Raw genomic sequence first — 14,125 nt, 5'->3', positions numbered from 1 at the left:
CCGGTATTCATGCTTAACTTAAGTAATAATATAATTACAACCTAATATAGGGTAGCTTTTTATTAATTAGGTAAAGCATTGGGAATAAAATCCCAATGCTTATTTTTTGCCTCTTAAATTACCACGGTGAACCGTACCATAAGTAATTGAGTTTAAACCTTATGTAAGGTCGTCCTAAGCAATATCCCCTGCTAATCATTTGGGTTTATAATAGAATATATACAAAAAATTCACGAGGATAAAGGATATTGCTGACTCTAAGCCCACATTGATTTTATAATAAAACTAATGAACAGGGGTTGTTAAAGTGGAGTATGTTGTTAATCAAGAATGGTTGCTCGAACAATTAGCCAATAAAGATGTTAAAATTGTAGACTGCCGTTTTTCATTAAGCAAGCCGGATGAGGGAGAACGTCTATATAAGGCGGGCCATATTCCGGGTGCAAACTTTTTCGATTTGGAAAAACAATTATCTGCACCTGTTTCTAAACATGGAGGGAGGCACCCGCTTCCGGATATTGAAAAGTTTCGACGTGAAATAGAGAAAGCGGGAATTGACAATACGAAAACGGTCGTCGCCTATGATGGAGGAGAGGGGGCGTTCGCATCCCGGTTTTGGTGGCTGCTTACATATATTGGACATGACAAAGTCTACGTGTTAAATGGAGGTTTTAAAGGTTGGGTTGAAGCGGGTTACCCGACAACAAAAGAAGTGCCAAAGCCGGAATCTGCTCAATATAAGGTAAGTATTCGAAAAGAGATGCTGGCAACTTATGAAGAGATTAAGGAAATTGTCGCCAATAAGAAAAAGTCGCCAATTTTAATTGATTCAAGAGAAAAAGCACGCTATTTGGGAAAAGAAGAACCAATTGATAAAATTCCCGGACATATCCCGGGGGCCATTCATAAATTTTGGGCAGAAGGGTTGGAAAATGGTTTCTTCAAAGGAAGCGAAGAACAGAAAAAAAGATTTGCCGAGTTGGATCAAAAGGAACCAATTATTGTCTATTGCGGATCAGGTGTCACGGCCACACCTAATTATATAGCTCTAAAAATGGCAGGCTATCAAAATGTAAAACTATACGCAGGAAGTTACAGTGACTGGGTTTCATATAGCGACAATCCGGTGGAAAAGGGATAATTCACCCCAATACTTTTCTACGTAAACAGTCACTCGTTCATTGTATAATCATTTTCTTTAGGGAAATTTTATTAAAAAATGAAAACGATACAACCGGAAAATTAACATCCAAAAGGGTCTACAGGAAATTGCACGCTAAATATAACCATACCCATAGAATTACGACACAAAATCATGTACTTTTAGTGTAAGTTTTTTAGGAAAATGGTTTTTTGGTACCAATAAACCTAGGGCTTTATAACCAATTTTCAGAATAATAATTAGGAAAATATGACTAGAAACCTTGCCAAAATATGTCTAAAGGCCTATCTGATTAATTATTCAGATGGGCTTTTATTTTGATTTATTGACTAACTATATACGTATCCATGTAATAACATCGCGTAAGATCCTTTTTTTAGTATATATTCCTAGGACTTAAGGGATATATGAATCTAAAAGGATTTTAGGTATAGTATAGTTAGGCAAAACTATTCAGAATTGATAGCCAACTCTATTTAATTTATTTTACTAGTATCCTAAGCAAATTCAACCTGCAAAAAAGGAGTAACAGAAATGATTGTCACACTTTTAAATAAAGAAAGTATCACATCCATTACTCTTCCTGAAAAAATAAGAGGTCAATATTGGATTACTGACCCTAAAGCAGGCACGCAAAAAAAATTAATCAGCATTGAAGGAATTAATGGAGAATGGATTTTGAAATCAAATAAAGATGTCAAGGTACTCGACAATAGCGGAAAAATCATTAGAAATACGGTTATTAGTCCACTAAGTATTTACAACTTACATATTAACGGTTATGAACATAAAACACTTGTATTTACAGAGCCCAGTACAGAAGATCGCCAAACTTTTACTAAAATGGTAGCAGAAAATTACTGCCATATAAACATTGGTAGAAATGAACAAAATGAAATTGTCATACATAATCGCTTTGTATCTGCCTCCCATGCCAAATTATCCTTTTATAACGGGGAATGGAGAATAACAGATAACGATAGTACAAACGGAACATTCGTAAACGGGAAACGGGTAAAAAATAACCAAGTATTACATGTTGGTGATGTTATTTATATTATGGGGTTCAAAATAATCATCGGCAATGTGTTTGTTGCTTTTAATAATCCGGATGGAAAAGTTTCAATTCATACAAAATTTTTATCTCCTTTTATCCAACAACAAATAGAGCCCACTGACGATGAGGATGAAATTGAAGTACCAGCGATTGATTATTTTTATCGGTCACCGCGATTTAAAAGGGATATTGAAACGGCAATTTTCAAAATCGATCCTCCACCACAAAATGCAATTGGCGATGAGATGCCGATTATGTTAGCAATTGGACCATCCATGACAATGGGAATGGCTTCCATGGCAACAGCTATTTTTGCTATAAATAATGCCATGGCAACAGGTGATATTTCAAGGGCAATGCCGTCGATTGTTATGTCTGCCAGTATGTTGCTCGGAACAGTGATGTGGCCCATTATTTCCAGAAAATTTGATGCAAGAAGAAGGAGAAAAAAGGAAAAGCTTCGTCAAGAAAGATATAAAAGATATTTAGAGAAGTTTGAAGTTCTTTTTAATGAAGAAATTGAAAAACAGGAGGAAATTTTAAGGGAAAATCATGTTCCAATCACTGATGTGGAGAACCGTATCAAAAATGTGCAACGAAACCTCTGGGAGCGGGGAATCGGACAAAATGACTTTTTGAAACTCCGTGTCGGTAACGGCCAAGGCTTGTTGGATGCGGAAATATCTTCAGGAGAAAAGAAGTTTACAATTGAGGAAGATAACCTGCAAGAAGAATTACATGCAGTAGTAAACTCCCCGAAAATTTTAAAGAACATTCCCATTACGCTATCTTTATTTGAGAATCATATTTCAGGTGTTATCGGGGAACGTAAACAAATCGTTGAGTTTGCCAAAGGATTCATATTTCAGTTGGCCGGCTTTTATAGCTATGATGAAGTGAAAATGATCTTTATCTATGATCAGGAAGAAGAAAAAGATTTTGGTTTTACTAAGTGGCTGCCGCATGTTTGGAGCAATGACCGAAAAATTCGGTTTATCGGAACAAATCATAATGAGGTTAAAGAGGTTTCAGCTTATATCGAAAAGGAAATTGAGAATCGTTTGCTTCAGAGTGATAGCCAATTTGAAGATGTGACACCGTATTATGTTGTCTTTGCCTTAAGTAAACGGCTTTCAACTCGGGCAGAGATGTTGAAAAAAATATTTTCCCATAAAAAGAATATCCACTTTAGTGTCATTACTTTTTATAATGAACTGCAAAACCTGCCAAAAGAATGTACGATGGTTGTTGAACTTGAAGAGAATGGCGGAAAATTATTTGATAAAAATGATATTACCGGGATATCGATACCGTTTACGCCGGACATCTTTTTAACGGAAGATCCATATGAGTTAAGTGTCAAGCTAGCTAATATTCCACTAGATACATCGGAGAATTCCGCGAACTTACCGTTAGTGGTTACATTTTTAGAAATGTTTGATGTTGGCAAAGTTGAACATTTAAATGCACTAACTCGCTGGAAAGAAAATGATCCAACCAAGTCTTTGGAAACACCTATTGGGGTAGATACTTTGGGTGAAACATTTAAACTGGATTTGCATGAAAAATTTCATGGACCACATGGCATAGTTGCAGGGATGACCGGTTCCGGGAAAAGTGAATTCATTATTACATATATTTTATCTCTAGCTGTTAATTATCATCCAAATGAAGTTGCCTTTATCCTTATCGATTACAAAGGTGGGGGCATGGCAAAAGCATTCGAAAACTTGCCGCATACTGCCGGTATTATAACGAACTTGGATGGGGCTGCCATCAAACGTTCATTAATATCAATTGAAAGTGAATTAAAACGCAGGCAATCTATTTTTGCGGAAGTAAGTAAAAATGTTGGTGAAAGTAATATCGATATTTATAAATATCAGAAGTTATTCCGTGAAGGTATTGTAAACGAACCATTGCAGCATTTGTTTATCATTTCTGATGAGTTTGCTGAATTAAAAACACAGCAGCCTGAATTTATGAGTCAGTTAGTCAGTGCTGCCCGCATTGGCCGTAGTTTAGGTGTTCATCTAATTTTAGCCACACAAAAGCCAAGTGGTGTCGTGGATGATCAAATATGGAGCAACAGTAAATTCCGCGTGAGTCTAAAAGTTCAGGAAAGAGCGGATAGTATGGACATGTTAAAACGCCCGGATGCCGCTGAACTGACAGAAACCGGTCGATTTTATCTACAGGTTGGCTATAATGAAATATTTGAATTAGGGCAATCAGCTTGGGCAGGAGCCCCATATTATCCAGCTGATAAGGTACAAGTTGAAAAGGATCTGAGTGTCGTCGTTATAGACAGAAACGGACGTCCAATTAAGGCGGCAAAAATGGATAATAAGAAAAATCAGGATCTGAATCCAAAGAAACAGCTGGATGTAATTACTGAATACCTAAGCAATATTGCTGCGGAGGAAAATATTAACATTCGCCCGCTATGGTTAGATCCTATTCCGCCAATAATTTTGCTGGATGATTTGAAGAAAAAATATCAAGTCAAAAAGGTGGACCCTATAGTGCTTAATCCGGTAATTGGTGAGTATGACGATCCGGCCCGGCAACGGCAAGCACTTCTCAGTCTGCCATTAACGGAAGAAGGTAATACGATTGTATACGGTTCGGCAGGCAGCGGAAAAACAACTTTTATAAATGCGATGGTCTATTCGTTAATCCATGAGCATACACCTGAAGAGGTTCATATTTATTTATTGGACTTTGCTTCTGAAACGTTACGTGCTTTTGCCAAGGCACCGCATGTAGGAGACGTTATTTTATCTTATGAAAACGAAAAAATTAGTAATCTATTTAAAATGATAAAAAGTGAAATTGAAGATCGAAAGAAAATATTCGCTGACTATGGCGGTGACCATGCTTCCTATACACAAGCAACGAGAAGGAAAATTCCATCTATCGTTATCGTGATTCATAATTTTGCTGCTTTTAATGAAATTTATCCAGAAAAAGAAGATGCGGTATCTTATCTTTCCCGTGAAGGTACAAGGTATGGCATTTACTTTGTGCTAACTGCTCTTGGAACAAATGCAGTACGTTATCGATTATTGCAAAACTTTAAGCAGTTGTTGACGTTACAGTTGAATGATGAATCCGACTATTCAATAATTGTCGGGAAAACGGAAGGCCTGTTTCCTTCCAAATATAAAGGTCGGGGACTCGTTAAGAAAGATTCTTTATATGAATTTCAAGTTGCCTATATTACAAAAGATGCGGTTCCTTATCAGTATATTCAAGATGAATGTATCAAGTTACAGCAAGAATGGGAAGGTCAAACAGCCAAACGAATTCCAGTTTTGCCGGAGAAGGTAGATCTTGCATTTCTGGCTGAGTATGCAAAAGAGGGCAGTTTGACGGTTCCGATTGGTGTAGAAAGAAATTCATTAGATGTCCATTATTATCCATTTGGCGCTTCCTATATCCATTTGGTTTTATCCGGAGGGATGGAATATGGGCCATTTATTGAAGCATTATCTATTCTTATGGTACAAAAATGCGGTTTTAATGTTACCGTTATCGATCCAATAGGGAGTTTTAAAGCAAAAGATCATAAAGATATCCTTTATTACTCAACTCCCAATGAATGTGAGACCATTGTATCTTCATTATTTGATCTGGTCGTTTACCGAAATAACACATATAAAGATGCACTTGAGAAAGGTGTGGAAGTTGAACACTTTGAGCAAAAAGTAATTATTATTAATTCCATTGCCGGTTTAAAAAATACGCTTTCTGATGAAGGTGCCGAAAAACTTTGGTTAGTCTTGGAAAAGGGACAAGTGAAGTATAATGTAACCTTTATTATTACCGAACAAGCCAGGAATCTTAGTGGAGATATTACATTTGCCAAGTGGTATAAACAACATATTAATGGTAGCGATGGTATTTGGGTGGGCAATGGTATTATAGAACAATTTCACCTGAAACCTTCAAAAAATACAGAAGAGATGAGAGAGGAAATCAGTGCTGATTTTGGTTTTTCTTTACAAAATGGTAAGGGTGTAAAGGTAAAACTGTTAAACACTGAAAAGGAGGGAGACGGCAGTGAATAAAGTACTTGTTGAAATTTTCCTTCCTGCTGCGAATCAAAGTTTTGATGTTTATATCCCTTTAGAAAGTAGAATGAGCGAGGTGCTCGTGTTAGTTTCTTCTCTACTAAGTGACTTATCTGATGGCAAATATAAAGCTACACAAGATGCTGTATTATGCGATGCAGAAACAGGAATAATTTTCAATATTAACATGACTGTTTTTGAACTAGGTATTAAGAATGGTTCAAAACTCATGCTAATATAAATAATTTTTATAAAATCTAAAGGAGGAAAAATCATGGGTAAAAAGATTTTAGTTACACCTGAGATACTGGAAACAACTTCCGGTCAACTCGAAACACATTCGCAAAGTTATTCAGACATAGCCAAGCAACTGATGCAAACAGCCCAAACAATGGGAGCGGCTTGGGAAGGTGACGACAATTTAGCATTTGTCGATCAAATTACCGGCTTCACGGAGGATTTAGACAAAATGGCCCAAAAATTATCGGTAGCGGGTCAAGCACTAAAACAAATTAAAGATAACTATGTACAAACCCAGCAACATAACATAACACAAGTTCGTAAACTACAAAATTAGTAGAAAAAAAGGAGAGGATAAACATGGCTGGACATATTCGCGTTGATACCGATCAGGTGGCACAAATTGCTTCAACAATTGAGTCTTTAAACCAAAAGCTTTCTACTGAACTGCAAGAAACGGCAAAATTAGTTGCAAGCCTTGCAGATACTTGGCAAGGGCAAGCTTCTCAAGCAACGATTGATGCATATAAGGAATTTGAAGCGAAATACTTCCAAACTTACTACGATATTATCGATAATTACGTAAAGTTCTTAAGAGCTCAAATTGACCAAGGCTATTTCCAAACAGAATCAACCAACACAGGTTTAGCTGATGCATTCAAGTAATATATAAGAAGAATACAGACTACAAACGATGATTCAATCGTTTGTAGTCTATAACTTCAATAAGACTGCCTACATACATATTTTTCCACGAAATAAAAATTATACTCCGGATAATGAGCAGGAGGCATTATGTTGACTAAAAACATAAGCAAAATGGCAGTTGTAATGATTGTTTCGATTGCAATAAGTTTATTTTTTATTGGTTGCGTTCATGTAGATAACTATACCGCTGACAAAATAGAAAAAGGATTAACAGAAAAGTATGGTGAACATTTGAAGTACTAGCACTTGGTAATCGTTACGGAACCATGACAAATGATTATGTTATGGCAAATGTTAAAGCAGTGGATTCGGGTGTCGTTTTTACTACCAAAATGAGCCCAAAAGGGGAAATTTTAGCGGATGATTATGCAAGTAGAAAAGTTTCCAGGCAACTTGAAGAGCTGCTGAATAACCATTTAAAAAGTGAAGGCATTATAGCTAACAATTTAATGTTTGTATATGGAAGTAAAGACCCACTTAAAACAGAATTAGGTACATCATTAAATGATTATATTTCCAAACAATCACCTAAGTACTTTTCTGGTTATTTAGTTATTAAAGAAAAAGCTTAAATAATACAGGAACGGCGTTTATCAATGCATTCCAAAAGACATTCACTGATATCCAAAATACTGAGTTAGTAGCAAATGTTTGGATAATACCGGAAGAAAGTTATGATGATATTATTGCAGATTTTACTCGACTATCTGAGGTGGATAATAGCTGGTTTGATAATAAAAATACACGTAACCATTTTAAATTCATTATGAATAAGGATGGCATTAATTTAGATGAGAATGAATTAAATCAACTTTTTCAGGGGGAAAGTAATTTGGCTTATTCTGTTAAAGAATTAAAGAAAGATACTAATTATGCTTATGTGAAACTTTAAAAGAATCACTTAAAGGTAATTCATTTACCGTTTTGAGGTAAGTAACAATATGTAATTTACTATCATGCATAGTAGATTTACTCCCGGATTGGATAGGAGGATTGACAGTGTATAAAATATTATGCAAAAAGGCAGGTGTGATTCTCATTATCATGTCAATATTAGGATTAATGGGTTGCGGTAATGATAAATATACCGTTAAGAGAATAGAAAAAGCATTAACAGAAAAGTATGGCGGAACATTTGAGGTACTTGCACTCGGAAATCGATATGGAACCATGACAAATGATTATGTAAGGGCAGATGTTAAAGCAGTGGATTCGGGTGTTGTATTCTCTGCAAAAATGAACACAAAAGGTGAAATAATAGCTGATAATTATGCGGGTGTTTTAGTATCAAAACAGCTTGAAGATATGTTGAATAGCAACTTAGAAAGTGAAGGAATAACAGCAAAGAGTTGTATGACAGGATTTAGCAGTATTGATACAGGAGAAATAGAAGTAGGTATTTCGTTTAATGATTATATTGCTAAACATAAACCAGAGTCATTTGGTGGTTATTTAGTAGTGAAAGAAAGCCCAAATAATACAGGGGCAGCTTTTATTAATGCATTCCAAAAGACATTTGACACAATCAAAAACATTGAGTTAGTAGCAAACGTCTGGATTATACCTGAAGAAAATTATGATGAGATTATTGCAGAAATGTCCCAACTCCCTGATATAGATAATAGTTGGTTTGATGATAAAAATACACTCAATTATTTTAAATTTGTTATGAGTACAGATGGTGTGAACATGGCTGAGAATGAAATAAATCAACTTTTCCAAGGGGGGGATTAATTTGAATTATTCAGATGAAGAATTAAAGATTGCTACTGATTTAGCTTATATGGATTTACACAAAGCATATGAGAAATTAAATAGTGACATTAATGTTGTGCAAGCTATAGAATATTTAATCAAGAATCATAATGAAGATTTAAGCGATAATGAGGTTAACCATTACCGAGAAATCATAGATAAAATAGAGGCAATAGAAAAAAGAAATAATGTCGAATGGAAAATTGTTGATTACAAGAATGATAATAAAAAGGATCAAACTGGTCTTTACGGAATTGTTCTCGATACGGGTGATGGACATATTGTTGCTTTTCGGGGAAGTGAAAGCATGTTAAATTCACAACATGCTCTTCAAGACTGGAGTGAAGCTGATTTAGCATTGCTAAAACCCGGATTAACCGAGCAGCAAAAAAAGGTAAATGAGTTTTTGGAAGAAATCAATAATAGTGACTATATAACAAAATATGATAATGTAGCATTCACAGGTCACTCTCTAGGTGGTAACCTGGCTATTCACGGATCAATAATGTCGACTTTTTATGAAAATATTTTCCCTCGAATTCGGCAAGCTGTTAATTTTGACGGACCGGGATATTCCAAAGAATATCTTGCAGAATACAAGGAACAAATTGAGTTGATTAGTGAAAAACTAGACGGTGAATTCCGTCATTACCAATGGAGTGTGGTTGGGGCTATTTTAAATCCGGCTACGGGCATTAACTTTGAAACATTAGCCACAAAAGCGACATGGAATCCTTTGAACTATTTAGTTATGGAACATTCAACTTCAAATTTAATTATTGATGAAACTACAGGTAAAGCAAAACGAGAAACCAATCTCGTTAATGGTGGAAAAAGTCAATGGGAACTTATGTTTGGTAAGTTTACTGAGTCCATCGATCATCTATGGGCACCTGTAGGTAGTTTTCTGGTTGATGCATTAGGCGGCATACTTGTTTTTGTCATGTATTATAAAGTCCCATTAGCAATCGCAGTTGGTGGTGGAGTTCTTGCCCTTGTTGCCATTGGCGGAATTCCTGCCCTTGCAGTTATTGGACAATTGATTTTAGCTGTTGTCGCCATAGTTGTCACTGTAATAGCCTTTGGAGCAACCATTGAAAGCATGCTTGAATTATTCAGTGATTTGTTTAAGGAAATAGGAAAAGTTGTTGGTAATGCACTTAAATGGACGAACGATAAAATTAACCAACTCATTGACTTTATGAGCACGAAAGTTTCACAGATTCGAGACTGGTTTAATCATGTAATGAAATCATACGGTTATGCCGTCGCAACACCAGTTATTGAAGTAAATACAGATAAGTTAAGACAATATGCCGAGCGGTTAGAAAATGTACGCAAGCGACTCCAAAATCTTGACGCAGACATGAATTCCTTATATTTTACAAACGGTTTTCTTGATTTACTAGATATTATCCGAGCAAATCGATTGCCAAACTCTATGAAACTAAAATTTTGCATAAACTACCTGGAGGACACAGCAGAGGCTTTTGAAAAGGCCGAACGGAATATTATGGAACAAGTCTAAAACAGTATTGTTGTACTCTTCTCTAAATATTGCAATTATGACAAATAAATTTTAGTGTCAGAAAAGGAGGGAAGGAATGTTAATAAAACTAGGAAAAAAAGCAACGTTCCTCCTTATGGCAGTATCAATATTAAGTTTAATGGGTTGTGGAAGTCTAAATAAAATTCAAGCAAAACAAATTGAAGAAAAACTATCTGAAATGTACGGAGGTACGTTTGAAGTCCTTGCACTGGGCAACAGATTTGGGACAAGGACGAATGATTATGTAAAGGCATATGTTAAAGAGGTTGACTCGGGTGTTGTATTTTCGGCAAAGATGAACACAAAAGGCGAGATAATAGCTGATGGTTATGCAATTAGAAAAGTTTCAAGGCAACTTGAAGAGCTACTCAATAAAAATTTGGAAAGTGAAGGAATTTCAGGTTCAAGCATGATGCAAGGAATAGTCAGTACAGATACAGGAGAAATAGAGGTAGGCATGTCCTTAGATGACTATATTGCTAAACATAAACCTGACTCATTTGGTGGTTATTTAGTAGTGAAAGAAAGCCCAAATAATACAGGGGCAGCTTTTATTAATGCATTCCAAAAGACATTTGACACAATCAAAAACATTGAGTTAGTAGCAAACGTCTGGATAATACCTGAAAAAAATTATGATGAGATTGTTGTGGAAATGTCCCAACTCCCTGATATAGATAATAGTTGGTTTGATGATAAAAATACACTCAATTATTTTAAATTTGTTATGAGTACAGATGGTGTGAAAATGGCTGAGTATGAAATAAATCAACTTTTTCAAGGGGGAAAGTAATTTGACCTATTCTGTTGAAAAATTAAAGGAAGATACTAATCATGCATATGTGAAACTTTAAAGAATCGCTAAAATGTAAATCATTTACCGTTTTAGGTAATTAACAATATGTAATTAACTATCATAATAGTAAAATTTACTCCCGGATTGGAATAGGAGGATTGACAATGAATAAAATACTATGCAAAAAGGCAGGTGTGATTCTCATTATCATGTCAATATTAGGATTAATGGGGTGCGGTAATGATAAATATACCGCTGAGAGAATAGAAAAAGGATTAACAGAAAAGTATGGAGGAACATTTGAAGTCCTCGCACTCGGAAATAGATATGGAACAATGACAAATGATTATGTACAAGCAAATGTTAAAGCTGTTGACTCAGACATTGTATTTTCAGCCAAAATGAGCCCAAAAGGGGAAATATTGGTAGATAATTACATTAGTAAAACAGTTTTAAGTCAACTTGAAAAGATGCTTAATAGTAATTTAGAAAGTGAAGGGATAACAGCGAAGAGTATGATGTCTGGATTTAGTAAGTCAAACACAAGTGAAGTAGAATTAGGTACACCCTTAAATGAGTTTATTTCTAAATATAAACCTTATCTATTTGCTGGTTATTTAGTAATAAAAGAAAGCCCAAATAATACGGGTGCAGCATTAACGAATGCATTTCAAAAAACATTCAATGAGATTCAAAATATAGAACTAAGGGCAAACGTCTGGATAATACCTGAAGAAAATTATGATGAGATTGTTGCAGAAATGTCCCAACTCCCTGATATAGATAATAGTTGGTTTGATGATAAAGAGACACTGAGTAGTTTTAAATTTTCAATTGAAACAGATAGTGTAAGCCCAGATGAGAATGAACTAAATAAACTGCTCCAAGGAGGAGTTAAACTTGACTAGTTATACAGGCACTGATTTGCGTATAGGTACCTCTTATGAAGCCGGGAAAAATCCGGTAGTATTTGAAAGTTTTTCATGTATTAGCAAAGGTAAATGATCGTTATAAAAGGAATCTTCTAAATACGCAATGATACAAAATTCTTAATAAATTTGTATTACACCAATATCCATTATTAAAAACAAATTTCCATGACAAAAAGGAGGCAGGGAATGTTAATAAAACTAGGAAAATCCCTCCTTATGGCAATATTAATATTAAGTTTAACGGGTTGTGGAAGTCTAAATAAAATGCAAGCAAAACAAATTGAAGAAAAACTATCCGAAATGTATGACGGGGAGAAATTTGAAGTTCTTGCACTGGGCAACAGATTTGGGACATTGACCAATGATACGGTAACAGCCTTTGTGAAGTCAAAAAAAACGGATGTTGTGTTTGAATGTCAAATGAATACAGATGGGGAAATTGTTTCAAATAACTATAAAGGTAGATTAATCGAAACTAAAATTGAAGTTCTTCTTAAAGAAAACCTAAAAAAACAAGGAATTACGTCTGAAAGTCTCTTATTTATATTCGGAGGGAAAGATATTACTACGCTAAATTTAAATATGGAACCGAGTGACTATATATCAGACTATTCTCCAGAGTATGTTTCCGGATATTTAGTTTTAAAGGAAAATGAAAATCTTTCAGGAGATGCATTTTTAAACGGATTAAGAAAAACACACGAGGACCTTCTAAATACGCCATTGCAGGTAAATGTTTGGATTATTTCAAAAGAAAACTATGATGATTTAATAGGTGAGTTTACCAAATTACCCGATATTAGTAATAGTTGGTTTGAAGAAAAGGAAACAATTAGTTTTCTGAAATTATCAATTACAAATGACGGTCTAAATATGAATGAAAGTGAAATAGGTAAACTTCTCCAAGGAGGAAAATGAAGTGAGGTTTTTTCTGATTGAGAACCAAAAGCTACTAAACTAGATCGTAGTTCAAAACAAGAACAAATAAAATGTATTTCCAATTACCAGATTAAAACAAATAACAATATAAGAATTACTTTTCTGTTGCAACATATATTATCGAATGGAAAAGGAGGATAAAAGTGTTTAAAAAACTAGGTAGAAAGGTAGGTGTGATTCTCATTATCATGTCAATCTTATTATTAATGGGATGCAGATATCTAGATAAGTATACTGCAGAGCGAATAGAAAAAGCATTAACAGAAAAGTATGGGGGAACATTTGAAGTGCTTGCACTCGGAAATCGATATGGAACAATGACAAATGATTATGTACAAGCAGATGTAAAAGCGGTAGATTCAGACGTTGTATTTTCTGCCAAAATGAGTCCAAAAGGGGAAATATTAGCTGATAATTATGCAGGCACATTAGTATCTAAACAGCTTGAGGAGATGTTGAATAGTAAGTTGGAAAGCGAGGGTATTACCGTTAAGAGTTTTATGACAGGATTTGGTAATGTCGATGCAGGTGAAATAGAAATAGGTACCTCCTTAGATGATTATATTGCTAAACATAAACCTGACTTCTTTGGTGGATATATAGTAGTTAAAGAAAGTCCAAATAATACAGGTGCTGCTCTTACGAAGGCGTTGCAAGATACGGTTCATGCGGTTCAAAATATTGAGATACGTATAAATGTCTGGGTTATACCGAAAGAAAATTTTGATAAAATTGCGACGGATTTTTCTCAGCTTTCTGATGTAGACAATAGTTGGTTTGATGATAAAGATACACTAAGTAACTTTCTGGTTTTTGTTAATTCAAAGGGTGCGGACATCGATGAGAATGAGTTAAATCAACTGCTCCAAGGTGGAGATAAAAAATTTCAGTAGTAATGTGACAGTTTTTCA

At 35.0% G+C, this 14,125-nt stretch carries 13 protein-coding genes; all 13 read left to right on the top strand.

Annotated features, from left to right (window positions below; genetic code table 11):
• The first annotated feature begins 307 nt into the window (after positions 1-307).
• Positions 308-1,141: a sulfurtransferase gene (locus BT1A1_RS17070; protein WP_034773566.1), complete on the top strand. Its 834-nt coding sequence runs from the start codon at positions 308-310 to the stop codon at positions 1,139-1,141.
• 555 nt (positions 1,142-1,696) lie between these two features.
• On the top strand, positions 1,697-6,292 hold the full coding sequence (gene essC / locus BT1A1_RS17065; protein WP_034773563.1) for a type VII secretion protein EssC: 4,596 nt from the start codon (positions 1,697-1,699) through the stop codon (positions 6,290-6,292).
• Positions 6,285-6,536 (top strand): hypothetical protein, encoded by a 252-nt coding sequence (locus tag BT1A1_RS17060; RefSeq protein ID WP_034773561.1) that lies wholly within the window; start codon positions 6,285-6,287, stop codon positions 6,534-6,536. Before essC ends, BT1A1_RS17060 begins: the two co-directional genes overlap by 8 nt.
• Positions 6,537-6,569: 33 nt before the next feature.
• Positions 6,570-6,872 carry a WXG100 family type VII secretion target gene (locus tag BT1A1_RS17055; RefSeq protein WP_051989214.1) on the top strand — a complete coding sequence of 101 codons (303 nt, stop codon included), beginning with the start codon at positions 6,570-6,572 and terminating at the stop codon, positions 6,870-6,872.
• Between the two features lie 23 nt (positions 6,873-6,895).
• Positions 6,896-7,201 (top strand): WXG100 family type VII secretion target, encoded by a 306-nt coding sequence (locus tag BT1A1_RS17050; protein WP_034773559.1) that lies wholly within the window; start codon positions 6,896-6,898, stop codon positions 7,199-7,201.
• Positions 7,202-7,330: 129 nt separating this feature from the next.
• Positions 7,331-7,486 carry a hypothetical protein gene (locus tag BT1A1_RS18940; RefSeq protein ID WP_156103297.1) on the top strand — a complete coding sequence of 52 codons (156 nt, stop codon included), beginning with the start codon at positions 7,331-7,333 and terminating at the stop codon, positions 7,484-7,486.
• 41 nt (positions 7,487-7,527) lie between these two features.
• Entirely contained in the window at positions 7,528-7,815 is a 288-nt protein-coding gene (locus BT1A1_RS17045) for a hypothetical protein (RefSeq protein ID WP_156103296.1), read from the top strand.
• Between the two features lie 427 nt (positions 7,816-8,242).
• On the top strand, positions 8,243-8,977 hold the full coding sequence (locus tag BT1A1_RS17040) for a hypothetical protein (protein WP_034773555.1): 735 nt from the start codon (positions 8,243-8,245) through the stop codon (positions 8,975-8,977).
• 1 nt (position 8,978) lies between these two features.
• Entirely contained in the window at positions 8,979-10,526 is a 1,548-nt protein-coding gene (locus BT1A1_RS17035; RefSeq protein ID WP_034773553.1) for an Mbeg1-like protein, read from the top strand.
• A 76-nt stretch (positions 10,527-10,602) separates the two neighbouring features.
• Positions 10,603-11,340 carry a hypothetical protein gene (locus tag BT1A1_RS17030; protein ID WP_034773549.1) on the top strand — a complete coding sequence of 246 codons (738 nt, stop codon included), beginning with the start codon at positions 10,603-10,605 and terminating at the stop codon, positions 11,338-11,340.
• Positions 11,341-11,507: 167 nt separating this feature from the next.
• Complete coding sequence (locus BT1A1_RS17025; protein WP_034773547.1) at positions 11,508-12,251, top strand: hypothetical protein; 744 nt, start codon at positions 11,508-11,510, stop codon at positions 12,249-12,251.
• 210 nt (positions 12,252-12,461) lie between these two features.
• A complete protein-coding gene (locus tag BT1A1_RS17020; protein WP_034773545.1) occupies positions 12,462-13,193 on the top strand; it encodes a hypothetical protein in 732 nt (243 codons plus the stop codon).
• A gap of 164 nt (positions 13,194-13,357) precedes the next feature.
• A complete protein-coding gene (locus BT1A1_RS17015; RefSeq protein ID WP_034773542.1) occupies positions 13,358-14,107 on the top strand; it encodes a hypothetical protein in 750 nt (249 codons plus the stop codon).
• Positions 14,108-14,125 lie beyond the last annotated feature (18 nt).

Source organism: Caldibacillus thermoamylovorans, assembly GCF_000751775.1.
In the GTDB taxonomy this organism is placed as follows: Bacteria; Bacillota; Bacilli; order Bacillales; family Caldibacillaceae; genus Caldifermentibacillus; species Caldifermentibacillus hisashii.
Note: the sequence above shows the minus strand (reverse complement) of the source record. Positions and strands in the feature narration are given on the sequence as shown.

Bases quoted from the DNA above. Each gene is read 5' to 3' on its own strand.
- BT1A1_RS17020 (WP_034773545.1), top strand. From the start codon at position 12,462: ATGTTAATAAAACTAGGAAAATCCCTCCTTATGGCAATATTAATATTA.
- BT1A1_RS17050 (WP_034773559.1), top strand. From the start codon at position 6,896: ATGGCTGGACATATTCGCGTTGATACCGATCAGGTGGCACAAATTGCT.
- BT1A1_RS17030 (WP_034773549.1), top strand. From the start codon at position 10,603: ATGTTAATAAAACTAGGAAAAAAAGCAACGTTCCTCCTTATGGCAGTA.
- BT1A1_RS17025 (WP_034773547.1), top strand. From the start codon at position 11,508: ATGAATAAAATACTATGCAAAAAGGCAGGTGTGATTCTCATTATCATG.
- BT1A1_RS17045 (WP_156103296.1), top strand. From the start codon at position 7,528: ATGGCAAATGTTAAAGCAGTGGATTCGGGTGTCGTTTTTACTACCAAA.
- essC (WP_034773563.1), top strand. From the start codon at position 1,697: ATGATTGTCACACTTTTAAATAAAGAAAGTATCACATCCATTACTCTT.
- BT1A1_RS17055 (WP_051989214.1), top strand. From the start codon at position 6,570: ATGGGTAAAAAGATTTTAGTTACACCTGAGATACTGGAAACAACTTCC.
- BT1A1_RS18940 (WP_156103297.1), top strand. From the start codon at position 7,331: ATGTTGACTAAAAACATAAGCAAAATGGCAGTTGTAATGATTGTTTCG.